17 protein-coding genes are annotated in these 21389 nt (G+C 50.5%); 14 read left to right on the forward strand and 3 right to left on the reverse strand.

The genetic code is table 11. The features are described 5' to 3' along the window. Positions 1 to 30: 30 nt before the first annotated feature. The 8 genes from GNP95_RS20675 (at position 31) to GNP95_RS20710 (ending at position 7505) form a co-directional block, all read left to right on the forward strand. On the forward strand, positions 31 to 804 hold the full coding sequence (locus tag GNP95_RS20675; protein WP_155612722.1) for an inositol monophosphatase family protein: 774 nt from the start codon (positions 31 to 33) through the stop codon (positions 802 to 804). Further along, on the forward strand, positions 801 to 1550 hold the full coding sequence (locus GNP95_RS20680; RefSeq protein ID WP_155612723.1) for a GntR family transcriptional regulator: 750 nt from the start codon (positions 801 to 803) through the stop codon (positions 1548 to 1550). Before GNP95_RS20675 ends, GNP95_RS20680 begins: the two co-directional genes overlap by 4 nt. A gap of 37 nt (positions 1551 to 1587) precedes the next feature. After that, positions 1588 to 3567, forward strand: a complete 1980-nt coding sequence (locus GNP95_RS20685) for a PI-PLC domain-containing protein (protein ID WP_155612724.1) — start codon at positions 1588 to 1590, stop codon at positions 3565 to 3567. Positions 3568 to 3673: 106 nt separating this feature from the next. Further along, positions 3674 to 4459 (forward strand): YwaF family protein, encoded by a 786-nt coding sequence (locus GNP95_RS20690; RefSeq protein WP_230873927.1) that lies wholly within the window; start codon positions 3674 to 3676, stop codon positions 4457 to 4459. A 64-nt stretch (positions 4460 to 4523) separates the two neighbouring features. Then, complete coding sequence (locus tag GNP95_RS20695) at positions 4524 to 5072, forward strand: mismatch-specific DNA-glycosylase (RefSeq protein WP_155612725.1); 549 nt, start codon at positions 4524 to 4526, stop codon at positions 5070 to 5072. A 142-nt stretch (positions 5073 to 5214) separates the two neighbouring features. Beyond that, complete coding sequence (locus GNP95_RS20700; protein ID WP_155612726.1) at positions 5215 to 6006, forward strand: amino acid ABC transporter substrate-binding protein; 792 nt, start codon at positions 5215 to 5217, stop codon at positions 6004 to 6006. 77 nt (positions 6007 to 6083) lie between these two features. After that, positions 6084 to 6743: an amino acid ABC transporter permease gene (locus GNP95_RS20705; RefSeq protein ID WP_155612727.1), complete on the forward strand. Its 660-nt coding sequence runs from the start codon at positions 6084 to 6086 to the stop codon at positions 6741 to 6743. A gap of 15 nt (positions 6744 to 6758) precedes the next feature. Then, positions 6759 to 7505 (forward strand): amino acid ABC transporter ATP-binding protein, encoded by a 747-nt coding sequence (locus GNP95_RS20710; protein ID WP_155612728.1) that lies wholly within the window; start codon positions 6759 to 6761, stop codon positions 7503 to 7505. Positions 7506 to 8309: 804 nt separating this feature from the next. On the opposite strand, the gene GNP95_RS20715 is transcribed toward GNP95_RS20710, so the two are convergent. Then, the gene (locus GNP95_RS20715; protein ID WP_155612729.1) at positions 8310 to 9941 is read right to left on the reverse strand and encodes a response regulator transcription factor; all 1632 of its coding nucleotides are present in this window, start codon (positions 9939 to 9941) and stop codon (positions 8310 to 8312) included. A 6-nt stretch (positions 9942 to 9947) separates the two neighbouring features. Continuing rightward, entirely contained in the window at positions 9948 to 11750 is a 1803-nt protein-coding gene (locus tag GNP95_RS20720) for a sensor histidine kinase (protein ID WP_155612730.1), read from the reverse strand. Between the two features lie 122 nt (positions 11751 to 11872). Here GNP95_RS20720 and GNP95_RS20725 point away from each other — a divergent pair, with 122 nt between their 5' ends. The 6 genes from GNP95_RS20725 (at position 11873) to GNP95_RS20750 (ending at position 20701) form a co-directional block, all read left to right on the forward strand. After that, positions 11873 to 12754, forward strand: coding sequence for a carbohydrate ABC transporter permease (locus GNP95_RS20725; RefSeq protein ID WP_055105766.1), 882 nt, complete (start codon positions 11873 to 11875; stop codon positions 12752 to 12754). After that, positions 12754 to 13584: a carbohydrate ABC transporter permease gene (locus GNP95_RS20730; RefSeq protein ID WP_155612731.1), complete on the forward strand. Its 831-nt coding sequence runs from the start codon at positions 12754 to 12756 to the stop codon at positions 13582 to 13584. The genes GNP95_RS20725 and GNP95_RS20730 overlap by 1 nt, the downstream gene beginning before the upstream one ends. A gap of 64 nt (positions 13585 to 13648) precedes the next feature. Continuing rightward, positions 13649 to 14944: an ABC transporter substrate-binding protein gene (locus GNP95_RS20735; RefSeq protein WP_155612746.1), complete on the forward strand. Its 1296-nt coding sequence runs from the start codon at positions 13649 to 13651 to the stop codon at positions 14942 to 14944. 169 nt (positions 14945 to 15113) lie between these two features. Next, positions 15114 to 17114, forward strand: a complete 2001-nt coding sequence (locus tag GNP95_RS20740) for a beta-galactosidase (protein ID WP_155612732.1) — start codon at positions 15114 to 15116, stop codon at positions 17112 to 17114. A 157-nt stretch (positions 17115 to 17271) separates the two neighbouring features. After that, the gene (locus GNP95_RS20745; RefSeq protein ID WP_155612733.1) at positions 17272 to 18621 is read left to right on the forward strand and encodes a GH1 family beta-glucosidase; all 1350 of its coding nucleotides are present in this window, start codon (positions 17272 to 17274) and stop codon (positions 18619 to 18621) included. Between the two features lie 130 nt (positions 18622 to 18751). Then, positions 18752 to 20701 carry a DUF2207 domain-containing protein gene (locus tag GNP95_RS20750; protein WP_155612734.1) on the forward strand — a complete coding sequence of 650 codons (1950 nt, stop codon included), beginning with the start codon at positions 18752 to 18754 and terminating at the stop codon, positions 20699 to 20701. Between the two features lie 586 nt (positions 20702 to 21287). On the opposite strand, the gene GNP95_RS26615 is transcribed toward GNP95_RS20750, so the two are convergent. Beyond that, a complete protein-coding gene (locus tag GNP95_RS26615; protein WP_413773769.1) occupies positions 21288 to 21386 on the reverse strand; it encodes a hypothetical protein in 99 nt (32 codons plus the stop codon). Positions 21387 to 21389 lie beyond the last annotated feature (3 nt).

Genomic DNA, 21389 nt, shown 5'->3' on the forward strand with positions numbered 1-21389 from the left:
GATCAGATCGAATAAGGGAAAAGTGATGGCATGAATTTGAACAACTTGATGATTGAGATGGAGGAGTGGGTGGAGCAAGCAGCGGCCCTCCAGCTGGATGCGCTGAACCGCAAGCATATGCAGGTACAGACCAAAGCGCATGATACGGATTTTGTTACGAATATTGATCTTCAATCAGAGAAAATCTTAATCGATTGCATATTGAAGCGTTATCCCGATCATAGCATATGGACCGAGGAAGGCGGCAAGCTCGGCCAGCAAAGCGAGTTTGTATGGGTCATTGATCCGATCGACGGCACGACGAACTTTATCCATGGTTTTCCGTTGTCATCGATTTCGATCGCCTTGCAGCATAATGGGATTACTCAACTGGGGATGGTCTATTCCCCGCCGCTTTCCATGAAGTTTCAGGCGGTTAGGGGGCAGGGCGCCTATTACAACGAGCGGCGTATTCAAGTGTCGCAGACGAAGGATTTAAAGAGCAGCTTGCTTACGACTGGCTTTCCCAGCTGCAGCCATGAGCCTATCATCAATCTGAAGTATTTTAGCAAAATGATGGGCAGGGTGTCGGGCATTCGCCGTACGGGCAGCGCTGCGCTTGATCTATGTTTTGTTGCGGCATCGTATTTTGACGGGTATTGGGAGTTCGATCTTAACGCTTGGGATTGGTGCGCGGGTGCATTGATCGTTGAAGAAGCGGGGGGGACGCTGTTCATGACGGAGGTGGACGGCCATCCGCTTTTGATCTGCGGCAATCCGGAAATAGCGGAGCTGCTCCAGTCCAGTTTGTTAGAAGAAGGATGAACTATACAGGAATCGGAGGCCATCGATTGGTTAGTTACCAGAATATTAAATTGGAAATTGAAAAAATGATCGACAGCAAACTGTGGAAAGTCGGGCAAAGGCTTCCGTCGGAGTATGAGCTGGCGAAGTATTTCAATGTAAGCCGGGAAACGCTTCGGGCGGCCATCAAGCTGCTGGAGCAAGAAGGGAAATTGCTTGTGAAGCACGGCGTGGGCACGTTTGTCATTAAACCGCTGCCGGTGATACCGAGCCGCTTGGAGTTCCTTCAAAGCATCGGAATGATGATTAAGCTGTCCGGCTTAACGGAGGAGAACAACAAGGAAATGATCGGGGAGGTGTCCTGCACCGAGGAATGGGCCAAGGCGCTGAACATTCAGGCCGGCGATCAAGTTGTGAAGCTGGAACGCATTCGTTATGCAGACGGAGAGGCCGTCACCTATTCCATCAACATCATGCCAAAAAAACTGGTAGGCGATGCCTTCGAACGTGTGGATTTTAACGGCTCGTTATTCCGTTTTCTTGAGGATGAATGCAGCATGGTGATCGCAAGAGCGGATACGGAATTGCTAGTTCCGTACAAAAAGGACAATCATGTGCAGCGACTGCAGGTCGATAAGGAGGAAGAAACGCCCGTTATTTTGCTGAAACAACTCCATTATGACGAGCAAAACAGAGAGGTACTGTACTCTTTCGATTATTTAAGGAACGATGTCTTTCATTTCTGGATCCGCAGGGAACGAAAATAATTCCGATTAAACGCCTTTCAAAAAAGGAGTGGTACATGTGATAAAACCGTATTCATCGACCATTAGACGGTTGACGGCCGCATTTAGCTGTATCATGTTGTTTTGCGTGATGACAACCGGCGTGAAAGCCAGCCCCGGATCGATCGATGCCAATCCGTATAAAGCCTTTCATGATACGTATGATGAGAGCGATCCGGATCAAAAATTCCTTGATGCGCTTGCATTGAAATTTTATAACGTTGAGCTGGATATTATGGTCGATACGGATCATAGCACGTATTCCGGAGCTCAGTATCCGGACTATCTGCAAGGACAAGTCAAGCTGTATGTCAAGCATGATGCCGCATCCTGGCCGAATACAAGGCATTTATATCAATATTTTGAAGACGTAGCTGAGCAGGTGGCGAGAAACAGAGGAAGTGTGCATGGCGACGGGAAGAGCATCATCATCAATCTAGATATGAAAACAGCTAATAGACCGGATTATTCTGAGGTATCCAGCTCTTTGCAAGCGATCTTTGAGCATTATGGCGATATGCTAAGCTACAGCCTGCTGGAGGATCATCAGAGCTTTAACGAAGGCGTAATTACAGTCTGTTTGTCCGGCGCGGAAGAGCTGAAAAATACGTATTATGATCACATCGCTTCTTCTACCAAGAAATTGTATGCTTTCAGGGATAAGGTATACAGCGTCACGGACAGCAGGTTCAGCAATGTAGCCGATTATTTTCCAAAGGAAGCGGATAACTATCATCGCTTTTATGCGGTGCATTGGAAGCATATCGAAAGCGGCTTTGACTTGCTGATGCCTGGAAACTGGTCGCACGAGGAAGAGAAACGGCTGGAAGAGATGATGGCTTTGGCTTCGCAAAAAGGGTACACGTTGCGGTTTTACAGTCTAAACGGCAATGAGGGAGCCTGGCATTATAAGTTTCCGAACGGGGACGGGGAAGCCGCGCAAAGATGGACTCAATTCGCATACGCCAACGATAAGCTCGGGACTCGACATTTTGTATCTACGGATTCTTATTTAGCGATGACCCGGCTTTATGATCATTTCCTCGTGCCGCTTCGCGATTACAATCATAGGGTCGAGAAGACTGGCGGAACGCAGAACGGACAGGATGCTTCCGTATCCATTACTGATGATGGACGAGTGATCGAGATTCATAAAGCAGAAGGAGTTTTTAACCATAATTTATGGTATTCGGTCGGTTCGATACAGCCTGATGGATACATACGATGGACAACGAATGAACGAATCAATCCGGGCGGCAGCAATAAAAACGGTATACAGCCGCATAGCGACGTAACCAAAATTAACAATCAATACGTTGTGCTTCAAGTCAATCAGACAGATGGCTCCGGTTCGGGTCTATGGGCAAACATCGGAAGGTTGGAACCCAACAATACGGTCACATGGATGACCAACGAGAAAATTGCTATCGGCGGTCAACATACGGAGGGCGAATGGCCGCATATCGCGCTGGATGGAAATAAAGTTGTTCTAAGCTATTCGAAAGGGGGCAAGCTGTTCTATCATACCGGGCTACTTCATCCAGCCGAGTACCGGATCGAATGGATGACGCAAGGAACGATAAATGATCAGAACGGGGAGCGCCCGGATGTAGACCTTCGCAATGGGAACATTATTGTCGTATATACTAGCGGCGGCAAGCTCCGCTATACTACGGGAAATTGGGCTGGCAGCGGGCAAGTGACGTGGAGTGTCAGCGGCAGCATGCAGGATCAAAGCGGCAGAACGCCAACAGTGGTGTTCCTTGGGGACGATAAGTTAATCGAATTGCATACGAGTGAAAACACGGGTTTGATTTGGTATAACATCGGTGAACTGCAATGGCCGAATATCCATTGGATTCATAACAATATCTGGGATTCCGGCACATCGTCCAATCCAAGTGTGGATTACAGTGCAGATAGCAACGTTCTCATCGATATACACAAAGCAGCCGCCAACGATGCATTATGGTACAACACCGGCAGGATCAACGATTAAATTTAATTTACAGGTACCCATGAATTTGGACAGGTCAAGCCAAGAAGCGCTTGACCTGTTCTATTGTTTCGGTCCATATTATAGACATTAACCGATCGCCTGAAAAATGAAAGAAAGGAAAATGCTGATGGACGTGACCGCTTTTTTTCGGGTAGAGGATGCCCCCGATTTCGGGTTGTATTCCATTTCCCATCTCGCAGCAATAGGATTGTTGCTATTGCTGGTAGCAGCGCTCTTTGCAGGGAGAAGGCATATTGGTTCCAGTGTGTTGGCTAGGAAGGCCATTCGCTATGGCTTGCTTGGCATACTGCTGCTATCTGAGATTGCCCTGAACTTATGGTATGTGCTTGAGAGACAGTGGGATATTAAGGATACCCTTCCGCTGGAGCTGTGCAGTGTGTCCCTGCTGCTGTCGATGGTAATGCTGCTGACGGGAAATCGGCTGCTGTACCAGATCCTGTTTTTCGCCGGAATCGGCGGGGCGCTGCAGGCATGGCTGACGCCGAGCTTGGACTTTGGGTATCCGCATTTTCGTTTTTTTCAATTTTTTATCGCGCACGGGGCAATCATTCTCGCTTCGCTATACATGACCTGGATCGAACGCTATCGGCCGACATGGAGATCCATTGCCTGGGCGATGCTGTTCCTGAATGTACTCGCTTTGGCCGTCGGTGCGCTAAACTATGCGATTGGTGCTAACTATATGTTCTTACGAAACAAGCCGGGCACGCCATCCATACTGGATCTGTTCGGGCCATATCCTTATTATTTGCTAGCCGAAGAGTTGATCGCGCTTACGATGTTTATAATGATGTATGGACTGTTCTTCTGGCTCCCTGACCTGAGAAGAAAAGCAGGAAGACAGCCAGCGAGCAGAGAGCTTACAAGATAGAGAACAGGTAGCAGTTCACATTAGTCAGTGTTAGCATGTTCACATCGAAGGAGGAAGCTATGTCATGCGGGAAGCAAATGAATCCACAGAGATCCAGGAGATTGCGGATCATTTGGATTTCGGGCTGAGCATCGTGTTCATCGGCTTTAATCCCAGCATCCGTTCCGGTCAGGTTGGCCACCATTACGCCAATCCGCGCAACAATTTCTGGCGTATTCTGCATAGCTCCGGTCTGACGCCAAGGCTGTATCAGGCCTCCGAAGACGGGGAACTGCTGAAGCTTGGGTACGGCTTCACGAATATCGTGGCCCGGCCGACGAAGGGGGCGGAGGATATTACCCGGGAAGAGTATGCGGAGGGCCGGACGATATTACGTGCGAAGCTGGAGAAATACCGTCCAGGCGTGGCGTGCTTTGTCGGCAAAGGCGTATATACGGAGTACAGCCGCAAGTCCCATGTGGAATGGGGATTTCAAGAGAATCCTGTCGTGGAAGGAATTCATGAATTCGTAGCCCCTTCCTCCAGCGGCCTGGTACGAATGCCGATGTCTGAAATCGTAGATATATATAAGAAGCTGAACGCGTTTGTTACCGGTATTTCAACCCCCGAATAACAACAAAACTTCTGCTATGGAAGTTTATGACAGACTATCATTTCCCTCGACTCTTTCATGGTGATATGTTATGATATAACCTTGATAACGTATTAACGAACTAAAGTATTTAGGTTGTACGGACTAGACGGGGAGGGTCAACATGAAGAGAAATAGATGGGTTGTACTAGGGGTAATTTTATCGATATTGATGGTTGCATTAGCAGGGTGTGCCGGCACTAACAGCAGTAGCGGCGGAGCCAAGGGTGACAAGCTGGTTATTGGAGTAGACGATAAATTCGCACCGATGGGATTCCGGGACGAGAAAAACGAATTGGTCGGCTTTGACATTGATTTCGCCAAGGCCGTTGGCGAGGAAATGGGCGTGGAAGTCACCTTCCAGCCCATTGACTGGAAAGCGAAGGAATCCGAGCTGAACAGCGGACGGATCGATCTGATCTGGAACGGCTACACGATCACCGAGGAGCGCAAAGGCAAAGTCCTGTTCACGAAGCCTTATTTGGAGAACAGCCAGATCATTATTACGCTAGCTGATTCTGATATCCATTCCATCAAGGATTTGGCTGGAAAAAATGTAGGTCTGCAATCTTTGTCCTCGGCAGCGGACGCGCTGAATGCCAATCCGATCCACTCCGAATTGAAGAGTGTTACCGAGTTCGCGGATAACGTGCTGGCTCTTACAGATTTGAAGACGAAGCGCCTTGATGCGGTAATCATTGATGAAGTTGTGGCCAGATACTACATGTCCAAGGATGAGGGAACTTTTAGACTGGTTGAGGAGACCCTTGCTCCAGAACAATATGGCATTGGCGTCAAGAAGGGCAACGAAGCTCTGCTGGAGAAGCTGCAGCAAGCGATCGACACGCTGAACTCCAACGGCAAAACCGCTGAAATTTCGACGAAATGGTTTGGCGAAGACAAGATTTTGAAATAACATTGGATTGAGAAAAGTCATCATACGATAACCGGATCGCTAGTTATCCGGTTTTTGTTTTTGGGGAGACGAATGATATGAGTATAAGTTACTTATGGGACATCACGATACCGATGCTGCAGGGGGCCAAAACGACGATTTTGCTGTTTTTACTGGTTATCCTGCTCTCGATTCCGCTGGGCTTCCTTGTTACGTTAATGATGAACAGCCGTGTGAAGCCGGTTAGCTGGCTGGCTCACGGTTATGTTTACATCATGCGCGGAACGCCGCTCTTGCTGCAGCTGCTGTTCTTCTGCTTCGGTCTGCCGATGCTCCCGTTCATTGGCGAATATCTCGTGCTGGATCGTTTTGCGGCGGCTGGGCTTGCTTTTATTCTCAACTATGCTGCTTACTTCGCGGAGATTTTCCGCGGAGGCTTACTGGCCGTGGATAAAGGGCAATACGAAGCAGCACAGGTGCTGGGCTTGAGCCGTTGGCAGACATTAACGCGGATTATTATGCCGCAAATGTTCCGGGTGGCGCTGCCTGCGGTATCGAATGAATCGATTACGCTCGTCAAGGATACAGCCTTGCTCTATGCGGTATCCGTTCCCGAATTGCTTCACTTCGCCTATACGGCGGTCAACCGCGATTTCACCATCGTTCCGTTCGTCGTTGCCGGGGTTGTCTACCTGCTTATGATATTAGGTCTTACCGTACTGTTCAAGACGCTTGAGCGAAAGTTCAAATTCGAGTAAAAGGACTGTCTAGCTATGGCAATCATTGAAGTTAACAATTTGAAAAAGGTATTCGGCCAGCTTGAGGTGCTAAAAAACATCTCCTTCAGCGTAAATCCGAGCGAAGTCGTAGCTGTTATCGGTCCTTCCGGCTCGGGAAAATCGACGATGCTGCGCAGCCTGGTTCATTTGGAAGAGGCGAACGGCGGCAGCATCCGGATCGGTGATCAATATCTCGTTCGCGACGGGGCCTATTCCAATGCCCAGCAGATTAAGGCGATGACCTCACGCATGGGTATGGTGTTTCAGCACTTCAACCTGTTTCCGCACCTGACGGTAAAGGGGAATTTGGAGTTGTCTCCGAAGCTGGTTAAAGGAGTATCTGCTGCCGAGGTATCCCGGATGAGCCGGGAGCTGCTCGACAAGGTCGGCCTGGCTGACAAGGCGGACGTCTACCCGTCTAGTCTCTCCGGGGGCCAGAAGCAGCGGGTAGCCATCGCCCGGGCTCTGATGATGAACCCGGAGATCCTGCTGTTCGATGAGCCGACCTCTGCCCTCGATCCCGAGCTGACGGGGGAAGTGCTGCAGGTCATGAAGCGCTTGGCCGGGGAGCAGATCACGATGATCGTCGTGACGCATGAAATGGGCTTTGCCCGGGAGGTCGCCGACCGTGTCCTGTTCATGGCGGATGGCGAAATCATCGAGTCCGGCACGCCGGAGCAAATTTTCGGAAATCCGCGGCATGAGCGGACGCAGGTGTTCCTGAACCGGGTACTAGCTTGATTAAATCGGTGAATGCCTTCGGATAATTGTATAGAGGGCTGTTCCTAAGTCATGGTTGCATGACTTAGGAACAGCCCTCTTTGTGTACACGCATAGCAAAGACAAATCCTATAATTAATTTGACTTATTCCAGCAAAGCTGCTGGTAAAGCAGGCATTCTATATTTATATCTACACTAAGATGCAAAAAATTAAGAAGCATACACTAGCTGCATACACAAAGGTGTATTTACTAGCTGCGAACACTAGCTGCATACACTAAGAGCGCACACTAAGAGCATAACTAAGGTGTATTTACTTAAATGCATACACTAAATGGAGTTCATGTATTTAATTATGCTTTTAAACGAATATTTCAACAAATAGATGGATTTTAGGCACTAAAATTAAGAATCTGGGCCATGATTGAGAGTTTCCTTCTACTAATGACATGAAATCCATCTAAATCTACGTTCTCTTCTTTATCGCAGAAAATAACTACTATAAATCCTTCTATATCAACTGTTCCTGCGACCACCGTAGCTCTCAGATGTTTGGATGACAAAGGTTCATACAAGAGGCGTGAATCCGCTCATAAGGCGATCACAAACTCATGCGTCCGAAGTAGCCTCCTAGCCCCGAAGAGCCTTCTAGCAGGAAGCAGCCTTCTAGCCCAAAGCAGCCTCCTATTAGAAAGTTTCCCGTTTCTTCGGAATTATGATTTCTTCTTTGCTGTATGGATCGCTTTATAGTATTTCCCCCGAGTTTTCATCACAATTCCCTCAAATTGATGCAGGAAAATATTATTGCACGTACTGGCTCGCTTTTAGATCTCCAGCTTGCTTCGATAATCCTTCGGAGTCAAGCCTTCCTGCTTCTTGAACACTTTGCTGAAATACTTGACATCGCGAAAGCCGACCATCTCGGCAACCTGCGCGATTTTCAAATGGGGATTATGCATGAGCTGCTTCGCTTTACCGATCCGGTAAGTGGCCAGATAGTCGGAGAAATTAATGCCGAATTCCTGCTTGAATTTGCGTGAAATGTACTCCCGGCTGACGAAAAAAGCACTGGCGATGTCCAGCAGGGACAAGTCGTCCATGTAGCGCTGCTCGACATATTTAACGATATCGTCGATCGTCCGCTTGTCCTTGGCTTGCCGTTCGTTAATCACCCGGGCCAGCTCGGTCATTAAGCTATAAGACCAGTCCCGCCAGGCAAACAGCGTAAAAGCATAACTGCCCGGGAATGGAGGCTGATTCTGCCGGTCGCTTTGCTCCAGCGCAGTGAGGGCATTCCCGGCGGAATCGCCCAATGTCTCCCGCAGAAGCTGGGCCCGAAACTGCATGGCCGCGGATGTCCAGTGCTGAAGCTGCTCCGGCGTAACGGTCCCGATCCGGCCAAACTCACCGGTCCATTTCTGGGCGGCGGCGGAAATTTGCCCGTCGTTTCCGCTAAGGACAGCCATCTTCCATTCCTCTCTAACCGAGCTGAAGGTGAACTGGCCGTGCCTTTCCGCCGGGTCCTCGCTTCCTGCTCCCAGCGAATGCACATAGACATTGCTCAGCAGCAGATTCCTCCTGGCCAGCGCCGATTTAGCTTCGGCATATTGCGCCGGAAGGCTATGCGGAAGCCGGCCGGCCGGGCCGATCCCAAAATGCATTTTCCGCTGCAAAGTATGGACGAATCCTTCGTTGATACGGGAAATCAGCTTCTGGATGTCGCAGGCCGGCTCCCAGGTCAGAATAATGATTTCCCAAGGAGCCCCCCAATATTTAAAGGCGATACCGGTGCGCTCCTTGGCCAGGAACTCATTGCAAATATTAATGATGGCAAAATGCATCAATTCGCTGTCATTGCCGAACCGCTGGATGAGCAGCGCGTCGCTGGCATCCAGCTGCAGCAGCGTTAGCTGCACGGTATCGGCCTCCATCGGAACGGCGCCCTCATTGCGGAGACGGCGAATGGAAGCCTCAGCGGCATTTTGGTCATCAATGAGTGAGGAGAGCAGTTTCTCCCCGTAAACCGGTTTGAATTCATTTAACTGGATATTTTGCCGCTGCATATCGATTCGTTCCCGTTCCTCTTCGCGCCATTCCGTCACCGCCTTATGAACCGCGGCATTGATGGCTTCCGCGTCAATCGGTTTAAGGATATAGTCGATTCCGCCGTGGCGGACGGTGTTGCGGACGAAATCGAAATCATTATGCCCGCTGACGACGATGAATTTAATGCTGCCGGCAAATTCGCTGATCCATTCCATCAGCTCCATGCCGTGACCGGAGGCCATCATCATGTCCATGATGACGAGTCCGGGCTTAGACTCGCGGATGAGTTCCATCGCTTCGCTGCCGCTTCCCGCTTCCATAATTTCATCGATGCCGTGGGCATCCCAATCCACGAGAAGACGGACAGCTTTACGGACTCTGGCTTCATCGTCTACAATAAGTGCTCTCATCTCTTATCACGCTCCGTTTCTGTTCTGGTCAGGAATGATCAGGGTAATTTGTACGCCGACCGGATCAAGATTGCTGATCGTCAGGGCGGCGCTGTCTCTATTGACAAGCTGCAGCCGGGCCAGAACGTTGGCTAGACCAATCGAAGGGCGGCTTGCCTCGTCCCCCTCATCCACGGGATGATGGATTCTGTCGGCGGATAAATCGCTCAGCTTCTGCTGCAGCTGCTTCAGTCTGCCTTCCGGAATTTGCGCTCCATTGTTCCGCACGACGATCTCGACCTGACCTTCGCTCAGTCTCCTTGCGGCCAGCGTTAATTCCCCGTCCGAAGCCGAACGGTCCAAACCGTGCTTAAAATAGTTCTCGACAACCGGCTGCAGAATCATTTTCGGCATAGGAAGATCAAGCAGCGAATCATCTACATCATATTGAAACTGAAAGCGGCTTTCAAAACGTTCCTTCTGCAGTTCGATATAGGCTTTGACATGTTCCAGCTCGTCCCGCAGGGTGACGTTTTTATCCTCGAAATGCATGCTGTAGTGCATCATCTTCGCAAGAGCCGACAGCAGCGCATAGATTCGCGGCATCTTCAGTTCCAGCGCCAGCGTGCCGATAATTTGCAGCGTATTGTTCAGAAAATGAGGGTTGATCTGCGCCTGCATTGCCCGCAATTGATTCGTTTTGTTGGCCAGCTCCAGCTTGTATTCGCGCAAAATCAGGTTGTTGATCGTGTCCATCATACTGCGGAAACGAAGCATGACCGCACCGATCTCATCATTGCTTGCCGGTTGAATATCCACATTCAAGTTACCAGATTGAATCTGGTTCATATATTTGCCGAGCTGCTTGATCGGGGCGGTAATTCGCACCGAGATAATGATGGTTGCCGCAGCGATGACGATCAATGAAACAGCGAGCAGCAGCAGGTTGATTCCGGCGGCATGGTTTGCTTCCCGGACCAAATAAGACACGGGGATCTGTTTAACGATCGTCCACTTCATGCCTTTCCCGGCAATTTTATTGTAAATAAATAGGCTGCCGTCCTGTTCGAAATTGCCGCTCGTTCGGCCTGAGGCGGAGATCACCCCCGAATACCAGCTATCCTGCAGCGGCTCGCCGAGCTTGCTCTGCTCATCGGCATAAATTAAATCCCCGTTCTCATCGACAATGAAAATTTTCTCCCGTTCTTTGTTATACAACTGGTCGACGATGTCGGTCAACGCTGTCAGGCTGACATCAATCGATAAATATCCGATAACCTCGCTTGAGGGTACATTTTCGATTCTTCGATGAAGCGTAAATACCGGCCGCGAAGGATAGCGCGGCTGCAAAGCCTTAAGTCCGTAAGTATGGCTCATATGGCTTTTTTGCACCCATACGGTAGGACGGTCTTCGGTCAGCACATCGGTATAAACGTCGGTGTTGTAATTGCGCTGCGGGGTGTTAAGCGTCACCAGCGTAGCTTTGCGGTTGCCGTTCTCATACAAATACACCTGGAAAATATCCGGAACTGACGTAGCGATATTGGATAACACAGCGTAAACGCGGGAATCGCTCTGCACATCCTCGTACCCGGCCTTGAGCTGATTGGAGATTGAAAATACATTGGAGGAGCTGCGGTTCAAATCCTCCACCAAATTGACGATATGTCTTCCGCCTTGGTACAGCAGCTTCGTATCTTCTTCAGCGACCCTTGTTCTGAGTGAATGGGCCGTATAGGAATAAGTAACAAACATCGTGGTCACGATCGGTATGACGGTAGCCAGGAGTAGAAAAATGATCAGTTTTGCGCGTATGCTGTTCCACTTCAATATTTTTTCCCCCGATCAATAAATTGCACCTGAGTGTTCACCTCTGTAGGTGTTTATCGTAGCCAATTCAAGTCATAATGACAATACACTAGTTTTTCGGTATAAAGAAAGGGGGCTGCGCCATGAGCAAGAGAAGATTGTCCGGATGGGGGCTGCAGTTGTTTTTTGTAGGACCGGTCCTGCTGTTCTTCACAGTCATCATGGTTATTCCGTTCTTCCTTGGCATGTACTACTCGCTGACGGACTGGAACGGCGTGGCGGGTACAGTCAATTGGGTGGGCTTGGCCAATTTCAAAACGATATTTACGAATGATCCTGATTTCTGGTCATCGTTCTGGTTTACTACCAGATTCACACTGGTCGGTATCGTTTTAACGAACGTGGTCGGATTTTTCCTCGCTTATTTTTTGACAAAGGCGTTGAAGCTGCGCAACATTTTGCGAACGATATTTTTCATGCCTAACGTCATCGGCGGGTTGCTTCTTGGATTTATTTGGCAGTTTATTTTTATCAAAGGCTTTAGCACAATGTATGATGTTACGGGCTGGTCGTTCTTCGGCCTTCCGTGGCTGGGAGATTCCGTTACCGGCTTCTGGGGGATTACGATTGTGTTCGTATGGCAAACCGCGGGTTACCTCATGGTCGTCTACATTTCCTCACTGACGAATGTGCCGACCGAGATTATGGAGGCTGCGGAAATCGATGGCGCCAATCGCTGGCAGATGCTGCGCAGCATCATTGTTCCGCTGATTATGCCAGCCGTTACGATTTGTTTATTCCTGGCGATATCCTGGGCTTTTAAAATGTTCGACCTTAACCTCTCGCTGACGAAAGGCGGGCCATTTAAATCTACAGAATCGGTCGCTATGAACGTTTATGCGGAAGCCTTCCAGAATAACCGGTACGGTCTGGGTACGGCGAAGGCCATGCTGTTCTTCGTAATCGTCGCGGTCATTACGATCGTTCAGGTGGCGCTGACGAAGAAGAAGGAGGTCGAGGCATAATGCAAAAAAGATATTCCGGCCGCCTGTTCGCAACGGAGATTATCATGGTTATCGTTGCTCTGCTCTTTCTATCTCCGTTCTATTTCCTGCTCGTCAACTCCGTCAAGACGTTTGGCGAGATTATGTCGAACTCGGCCAGCTGGCCGACGACGTTTCAATGGAGCAACTTTACAAAAGCATGGGAGCTGACGCGGTTTCCCCAAGCGTTTACCAATTCATTGGTCATCACCGTGATTAGCGTAGTCATTCTGGCTTTGTTGAGCGCTATGGGCGCTTATCGGATGGTTCGAGCCAACACCTTGTTCAACCGTCTGTTGTTCTTTCTGTTCATCGCCGCGATGGTGATCCCGTTCCAATCGATCATGATTCCGCTGATGAGAATCGTGAATGAATTGGGCGTCAACAATAGCAAGCTGGGTCTGATCATCACGTATCTCGGGCTGGGAGCCCCGATGTCGCTATTCCTGTTCCATGGATTCGTCAAATCGATTCCCCTGGAAATCGAGGAAGCTGCAACTGTAGACGGCTGTACTTCAATAGGCGTATTTTTCCGAATGGTACTTCCGATGCTCCGGCCAATGATTATGACGGTCGTTGTCCTGAACTGCTTGTGGATCTGGAACGACTATCTCCTCCCGTCGCTGATCCTGCAGCGGCCGCATATGCGGACCATCCCGCTGGCTACCTTCTCCTTCTTTGGGGAATATACCAAGCAATGGGATATCGCGCTGCCGGCGCTCGTGCTGGGGATCACGCCAATCATTGCTTTCTTCTTAATGCTCCAACGCTACATTGTTGAGGGAATCGCAGCAGGATCAGTTAAAGGCTAAGTAGCAGATCCTCTGTTCCAAATATTTATTAAGTCTAGAATCAAGGGGGAACATGGCAATGAAGATGAAAAAATACGTTGTCTTACTATCCGCGCTCATGATTTTGTCCGTCATTCTGTCGGCATGCGGCGGAAGCAGCAATCCTGCTAACAATGGCAGTGCCGGCAGCAGCGAAGGCAGCGGCAAACAGGAGCAAAAAACGGTTACCATTTTCCAATTTAAAACGGAAATCGTAGAAGGACTCAATGAACTAAAGGTAGAATTTGAAAAAGAGTATCCGAACATCAAGCTGGACATCCAGACAGTTGGCGGCGGTGCAGACTATGATGCGGCCCTGAAGACGAAATTCGCTTCCGGCGACGCTCCGGATATTTTCTCCAACAACGGTTATTCGAAACTAGATATGTGGCAGGACAAGGTTGAGGATTTGTCTGACCAGCCATGGGTACAGGATCTGGTTCCGCTGGCTGCCGAGCCGATTACGAAGGATGGCAAAGTCTACGGCATGCCGCTGGCTCTCGAAGGTTTTGGCTATATCTATAACAAGGATTTGTTCCAGCAAGTCGGGATTACTGTTCCGCCAAGAACGTATACCGAGCTTGAGGATGCAGCTAAGAAATTGAAAGCGGCGGGTATTACGCCGTTTGCCAACGCTTATCAGGAATGGTGGCTCGTCGGCAGCCAAGGCATCAGCGTGGCTTTCGCGAACCAAGACGATATCGATGGCTTCATCAATGGACTTAACCAAGGCACAGCTTCTATCGTAGGCAATGAGAAGTTCGAGAATTGGGCGCGCCTGATGCAGCTTACCGTGGACTATGGCAACAAGAACCCGCTGACTACAGACTATAATACACAAGTGACCATGTTCGCCAATGGCGAAGCAGCGATGATGCAAGAAGGCAACTGGGCACAAACGATGATCGACGGAATTACTCCGAACATGAACATTGGCGTTCTGCCGATGCCGGTGAGCGATAACGCGGAGCAAACAGGCAAAGTAACGATCGGGGTGCCTGTAAACCTGGTGGTCAATAAGGATTCCGATGCCAAAGAAGAAGCGAAAATCTTCTTGAACTGGCTCGTGACCTCTGATATCGGTAAAGAATACATCGTGAAGAAGTTCAAATTTATCCCGACGATGAAGACGATCCAATCGACGCCAGAGGATATGGGCGCGATCGCGGCAGATCTGTGGAACTATATCGAAGAAGATAAAATCATTCTGCATCAGGCCGGTAAATACCCGGATGGCGTAGCCCAAGAGTTCGGCAGCGTGATCCAGCAATTCATCGCCGGAAAGAGCGACATCAAGACCTGGACGGAGAACATGCAGGCGGCTTGGGATAAATTGAAATAACAAAGGTAGCCTGAGAATCAGGCCAGACCACAGGAAAGTGAAATAGGCTGCTTCTGAGACTTGTCGATAAGGATGAGCGAAGGAGCAGCCTATTTGCTTAGACCGCGCTCAAATCAAGACCAAATCAAGACCAATTCACGATCAATTCAGGGTCAAAGGAGTCATTGCCATGAACAAATATGCGAATCACGTGCAAGTCGGCGTCGTTTATTATCCGGAGCATTGGGATCGGTCCCTGTGGGAGCAGGATGTGCAGCTCATGAAGGTGACGGGCGTGCGGGTCGTCCGGCTGGCGGAGTTCGCCTGGAGCCGGATGGAGAGCAGCTCCGGGACGTATCATTTCGAATGGCTTGATCAGGCGGTGGATCTGTTCCATAAATACGATATCCGCGTTGTTCTATGTACGCCGACCAATACGCCGCCCCGCTGGCTGACCGAGCTGAGGCCGGATGTCCTGCCAAGAAATGCGGACGGGAGCATGACTTATCCGGGCGTCAGGGGCCACCGCTGCTATAACAGCAAATCGCTGCGAGTCTACGGCTCGCGGATCATCGAAGAGATGACGCAGCGTTATGGCCGTCATCCGGCGGTTATTGGCTGGCAGACGGATAATGAATACTGGGTGATCGATTGCCATTGCGATGCCTGCAATGATAAGTTCCGGGAATGGGTCAAGCGGAAATACGGCACGCTCGAAGCGGTTAACCGCGAATGGGGTACGGTCGTCTGGAGCGGAGAATACAGCGACTGGTCGCAGGTCGGCGTGCCATACGGAGGCTCCAGGCATCAGAATCCGTCCTATCTGCTGGACTTTGCCCGGTTTCAGTGGGATTCCATAGAGGAATTCCAGCGGAGTCAGACGGATATTATTCGCAGAAACTGCCCAGGCCATTTCGTGACTCACAATTTTCATACGTATCCGCAGAGGCTGAATCTGTACCAGACCGGCACCGATCTGGACTTCGCTTCCTTCGATTATTATCCGAACACCGCGCCGGACAAGCAGTCGACCGGACCGTACAGCGGAGCGCTGGCCCTTGATGTCACACGCGGGATCAAGCGGCGGAATTTCTGGATCATGGAGCAGCTGAGCGGTTCGCCGGGCTGCTGGTTTCCGACGTGGCGGGCGCCGTATCCGGGATTTATCCGGGCATTCTCCTGGCAGGCGATTGCCAAAGGCGCCGACACGGTTCTGCACTTCCGGTGGCGCACGGCGGCCATGGGAGCTGAGCAGTTCTGGCACGGTCTCATCGATCCCAGCAATGTTCCCGGGCGGAGGTACTCCGAGTTTGCAGAGCTTTGCGGAGAGGTCAACGCCTTATCCGCCAAACTGCAGGGCACCGCTCCACAGCATGAAGCAGCAATCCTGCTGTCCCATGAACAGCTTGAAGCGCTCCGCATCCAGCCACAGGCCGAAGGCATGGATTATTATGAGAACGTGAAGGATTATCACCGTGCACTGACGAAGCTGGGAATCGGCTGCGATGTCATCGAATGGACCCAGCCTGTGGACGGCTATAAAATCGTGATTGCCCCTAGCTTTTATCTGCTGAGCGAGAAGGCAGCCGCTGCACTGGAGCGTTTTGCCGCCGCAGGCGGAACAGTGATCATTACAAGCCGCTCGGGTGTAAAGCATATGAACAATCAAGCGGTCATGCTGCCGCTGCCCGGATTGCTCGCGAACTGCACGGGAGTCCAAGTGGAGGAGTACGATCCGATCGGGCTGGATATGCACCGGGTCGTTAATAGCGAAGGGCGCTCGTTCTCCTGCTCGCAGTGGTGCGATATTCTAAGTCTGCATGGCGCGGAAGCGATCGCCTGGTATGACGAGGATTTCTATAGCGGCGTGCCGGCTGCAACGGTGAATTCCTTCGGCGGGGGGCGCGTGTATTATCTGGGTACGCATTTTGAGGAAGCTTATTTGCTGGAACTGTTCGAAAAGGAAGCGAAGGCGCATGGCATGCTGAGGTTTCCGGGTCTGCCGGAGGGTGTGCAAATCGCGATGCGCAGCGGAGAATCCGCGGATTATCTGTTCGTGATGAACCTGAGCCGTCAGCCGCATCAAGTGACATTGCCGGCGTCATATCACAGTGTCCTCTACGGCAAGAACCGACAGAAAACGCTAAGCATGGAGCCTTACGGCGTCGATATTTTGGAACTGCCGCATTAGCTGAAGAGAATCATACCTTAATCTTGATTTATTCGCCTTTACGGCGGCCTGGGGTTTATCTAGTATAAGTTACAGACTGATCGATATATGATCGAAGAGGCAGCAATATATTTTAAATACAAATTTAAATCTATTAACTTGGCAGGGGGAATTCACGTTGACCATCATACAATTTCCGGAAAACTTCGTCTGGGGCGTATCCACCTCGGCTTATCAAATTGAAGGTTCCTTGGATAAGGACGGGCGCGGCCCGAGCATTTGGGACGTCATGGCGGCAACGCCAGGCAAGATCTATCAAGGCGATGATGCAAGCATCGCCTGCGACAGCTATAACCGCTACGAGGAAGACATCCAGCTCATGAAAGAGCTGGGCGTTAAAGCTTACCGCTTCTCGGTATCATGGCCGCGCATTTACCCGAATGGCTTTGGTGAAGTGAATCGCCAAGGCATTGAGCATTACAAGCGTATGGTGACCAAGCTGCTCGAGAATGGAATCGAGCCGTTCTGCACGCTCTATCACTGGGAGCTGCCGCAGGCGCTGCAGGAGAAGGGCGGCTGGGAGAACCGGGAGACCATCGATGCCTTCGTCATGTTCGCTGAAACGATGTTCCGCGAGTTCGACGGACTCATCAAGCATTGGATGACCTTCAATGAGCCTTGGTGCACCGCAATTAACGGTCATTTGCTTGGCAGACATGCGCCATGCATTATGAATTGGCAGTCAGCGATCCAAGTCGGGCACCACTTGCTTGTAGCGCATGGCAAGACGGTAGCGAAGTTCCGCGAGCTCGGAACAGCGGGCGAGATCGGTTATGCGCCGGATATTTACTGGTATGAGCCATTCTCCCGCAAAGAGGAGGATATCGACGCAGCATACCGGGCATTTTCCATTTACACCTGGTATGTAACTCCGGTATTTACAGGCAAATACCCGGAGGAAATGGCCGCTTGGATCAAGACGAAGGGGGCTGAACCCGTCATTGAACCGGGCGACATGGAGATCATTTCGCAAAAAATAGATTTCCTTGGCCTGAACTTCTATGGCGGCAATATTGTACGCCATAAGGAAGGCAACAATTACCTAGATCTGGAGCATGTTGATATAGGCTACGACAAATCGGATAAGGGCTGGTTTATTTTCCCGGAAGGCCTGTATTTAACCTTGAGCTGGCTGACCGAGCAGTTTGGTCCAATCCCGATTTATATTACCGAGAACGGCGCCTGCTACAATGATGAAGTGGTGGATGGAAAAGTCAACGACGTCCGCCGCATCAAATTCCTGGAGAGCCATGTGGCTGAGCTGGGCCGTGCAATCGAATCCGGCGTAAATTTAAAAGGGTATCTCACCTGGTCGCTGATGGATAACTTCGAATGGGCGTTCGGATATTCCTGCCGCTTCGGCTTGATCCATGTCGATTACAGAACACAGGTGCGCACACCGAAAGAGAGTTATTACTGGTACCAGAAGCTGATCCGCAAAAACTGGCTTGAGCTGGAGAGCCGCTAAATTATACGAAGAATTCATAATAATCTCTGAGCAAGCCCGCCCTTGGTATGAAGGGGCGGGCTTTTGTCTGATTTACTTTAAAATGAATTGGTTTATAATAGTTTGAAGATTTAGCGATCGAGGTGACATCATGAGGAGATGGTTGTGGCTCCCGCTGGCGCTGGTCATTGTGATGCTGGCAGGCTGCGGGGGAAGCAAGAAGTATACGATGGAGCACGTAGATGTGCTGGCGAAGATTATGCCGGACGGCGATCTGTTCGTCCAAGAGCTGTTTACCTACCGGTTCGAGGGCAGCTGGAACGGCATGACGCGGTATGTTGATCCCAAAGGGCATGAGGGGATCGAGTTTTTTGAAGCATATATTCCGCCGGAGGGACAGCATTTCAAAGACTTTACATATGACGAATTACAGCGGCTTGCTGTAGATTTTAATAAAGATAACGATACTTACTTTATACATACGCCTACCACGGATGAGACGAAGCGGGTCTATTACCGTTACCGGATCAAGGGGGCTGCTGTCCGCTATGCGGACACGGGCGAATTGGCGTGGAGCTTCTTTAAGAACAACAATAACGACATCCGGAATGTGACGATCGAATTGCAGCTTGGAGAGCCGCTTGATGAGGAGCGCATCCACTATTTCCTGCATGACCGGACGGGCGGCCAAGTTTCGCTGAAATCGGGCGGAAATGGGGAGCCATCCTATCTTCATTACTATAATCCGCTTCTTGATCAGTACGGAACGGCCCGCTTAAGAGTGCTCTTTCCGGCGGAATGGATCGGCGAACAGGCGGTGCGAGCGGAGTCGCTTCCTCTGGAGGCGGCTTTGACGGAGGAATGGGAACGTGAGCAGCGATTGGACAAGCGGACGGAGCAACTAGCCATCGCTGACGGCGTGCTGGAGCTGCTGGCATATGGAGCCCTTCTTGTGCTGGGGCTGCAAATATTGCCCTTCCGAAGAGTTGCTGGATTGCTTCTGCGAAGAAGAATACCTCCCGGCAAGCTGGAGGATATCGATCCGTTGCTGGCGGTATATATTTATCGTAAAGGCCGTCTGAAAATCCGGGATATTTTTGCCGGCGTATTCTCGCTGCGGCACCAAGGGCTTGTGGCAATGGAGGAAAGGCAGGCCCCAAGGCGGCTGCTGGAAGACAAGAAGGCGCCTGACATCCTGCCAGAGTTCGTCTTTACGGGAAGGCGCTCCTCCTTAAACGAAACGGAAAGGTTTTTCCTGGATAAGTTCTTCTATGGGAAAAAGCTGGAAACCGAGCGGTTTACCGGCCCTACGCGGAAGGAGAAGAAGGATGCCAACGAGTTGAAGCGGTATCGACGCCTATCCGAGCGCCTTCACGCCGATTTTAACAAATGGCGGGTGCTGCTGGATCACAGGGAGGATTATCATGCGTATGTTTACCCAAATCGGTTCCAGCGGACCATGAAGCCGGCTATGATCCTTATTCATTTCCTGACGATCCTTGTCCTGTTTGTCATCGATGTCTCGAAATCCACAAGTATCTTCTGGGCGGTTCTGGTTCTTGGAACGCTGGCCGGATTTGCGCTTGCTTATCCGAAGAAAAGATGGCTCTCTGGATTATATTACTTCGGCTGCTTCGCAGCGGCGGGATTTCTGCATGACAGCTCTGCCACAGGCACGTATGCCGTGCTGATCGTCATTACATTTATACTCTCGCTCATTCTGCGCCCTTATACTTTGACGCTGGAGGGCTGGAAGCTTCACGCTGGTCTTCGTTATTGGCGCAGGCGGCTGAAACGGGGAAAGTGGTATTCGAAAGGGGCTCTCCGCTACGATACGGAATCCGGTCTCAGACTCGCTGAATTCGCGATCGTACTGGATGCAGGGCCACAGCTCCTGAAGGCGATGAAGCGCCGCTCCGGCGACGAAGCATTGCAATCGGTCGCGTCGCGGATCAGTCAGTCTGCGGTGGAGGGCCTGGTCTATTCCCAGAAGGCCATTGCTTATATGCCTCCGGATTCTTCCTCCGGGAGCAGCGGCGGCTTCTCCGGCGGCGGAGGCGGAGGCGGAGGCGGGGACGGCGGGGGAACCGGAGCTTTCTAGGAAAGCGATGGCGACATACTCATCAGCAGCATATGGTCTATGCGCTGCCAGTGGAAGATGACCGGCCGCAGCTTCGTCCTCATCCAAGCAGGGAATCGCGAGCTGGTACGCGATTTGCAGAACGATGGCGGAATCGTGTAACGCTTCCTGCTTAGGCCCTTCCATTCGACAGCGTTTCATTAAATAAGAGGCGTAATCGAGCAGCTGTGGGGCTGAGGAGTTTGGAAGCTCAGGTGCTCTATAGCTGAGTAATTAAGGGCAAATAGCATGGTGCAGTTGTGGAATCGGGTAACTGAATGCTAAAAAGCTGGATAACCCTGTTTCCGAGAGGTTTGATGTACCGAAAGGTTGGGTAACTGCGTGGTGCCGAGGGGTTAGGAAGCTGCTAACGGACATGAGATCAGCTATTGTGGTGATACTCCTTTTTTACAACTGCTAACGGACAGAGAAGCCTTTAATGAGAGTCAATCATCTCATTTTCGCTCCATATTAGCGATATAGAGAACCCTCTGTCCGTTAGTTTCGATTTTGCAGGTATTTTCGGCGAATAGCGGAACCAAGGGACCTCTGTCAAGAAAGTGGACACTCATGCGACAGATTTTCTGTTAAATTGTTCAGCAAAACGAACAGGTGAAAGATAGCCAAGTGCACCATGCATTCGCTTGCGGTTGTAATAAAATTCAATATA

It is taken from the genome of Paenibacillus woosongensis (assembly GCF_009725165.1).
GTDB classification, from domain to species: Bacteria; Bacillota; Bacilli; order Paenibacillales; family Paenibacillaceae; genus Fontibacillus; species Fontibacillus woosongensis.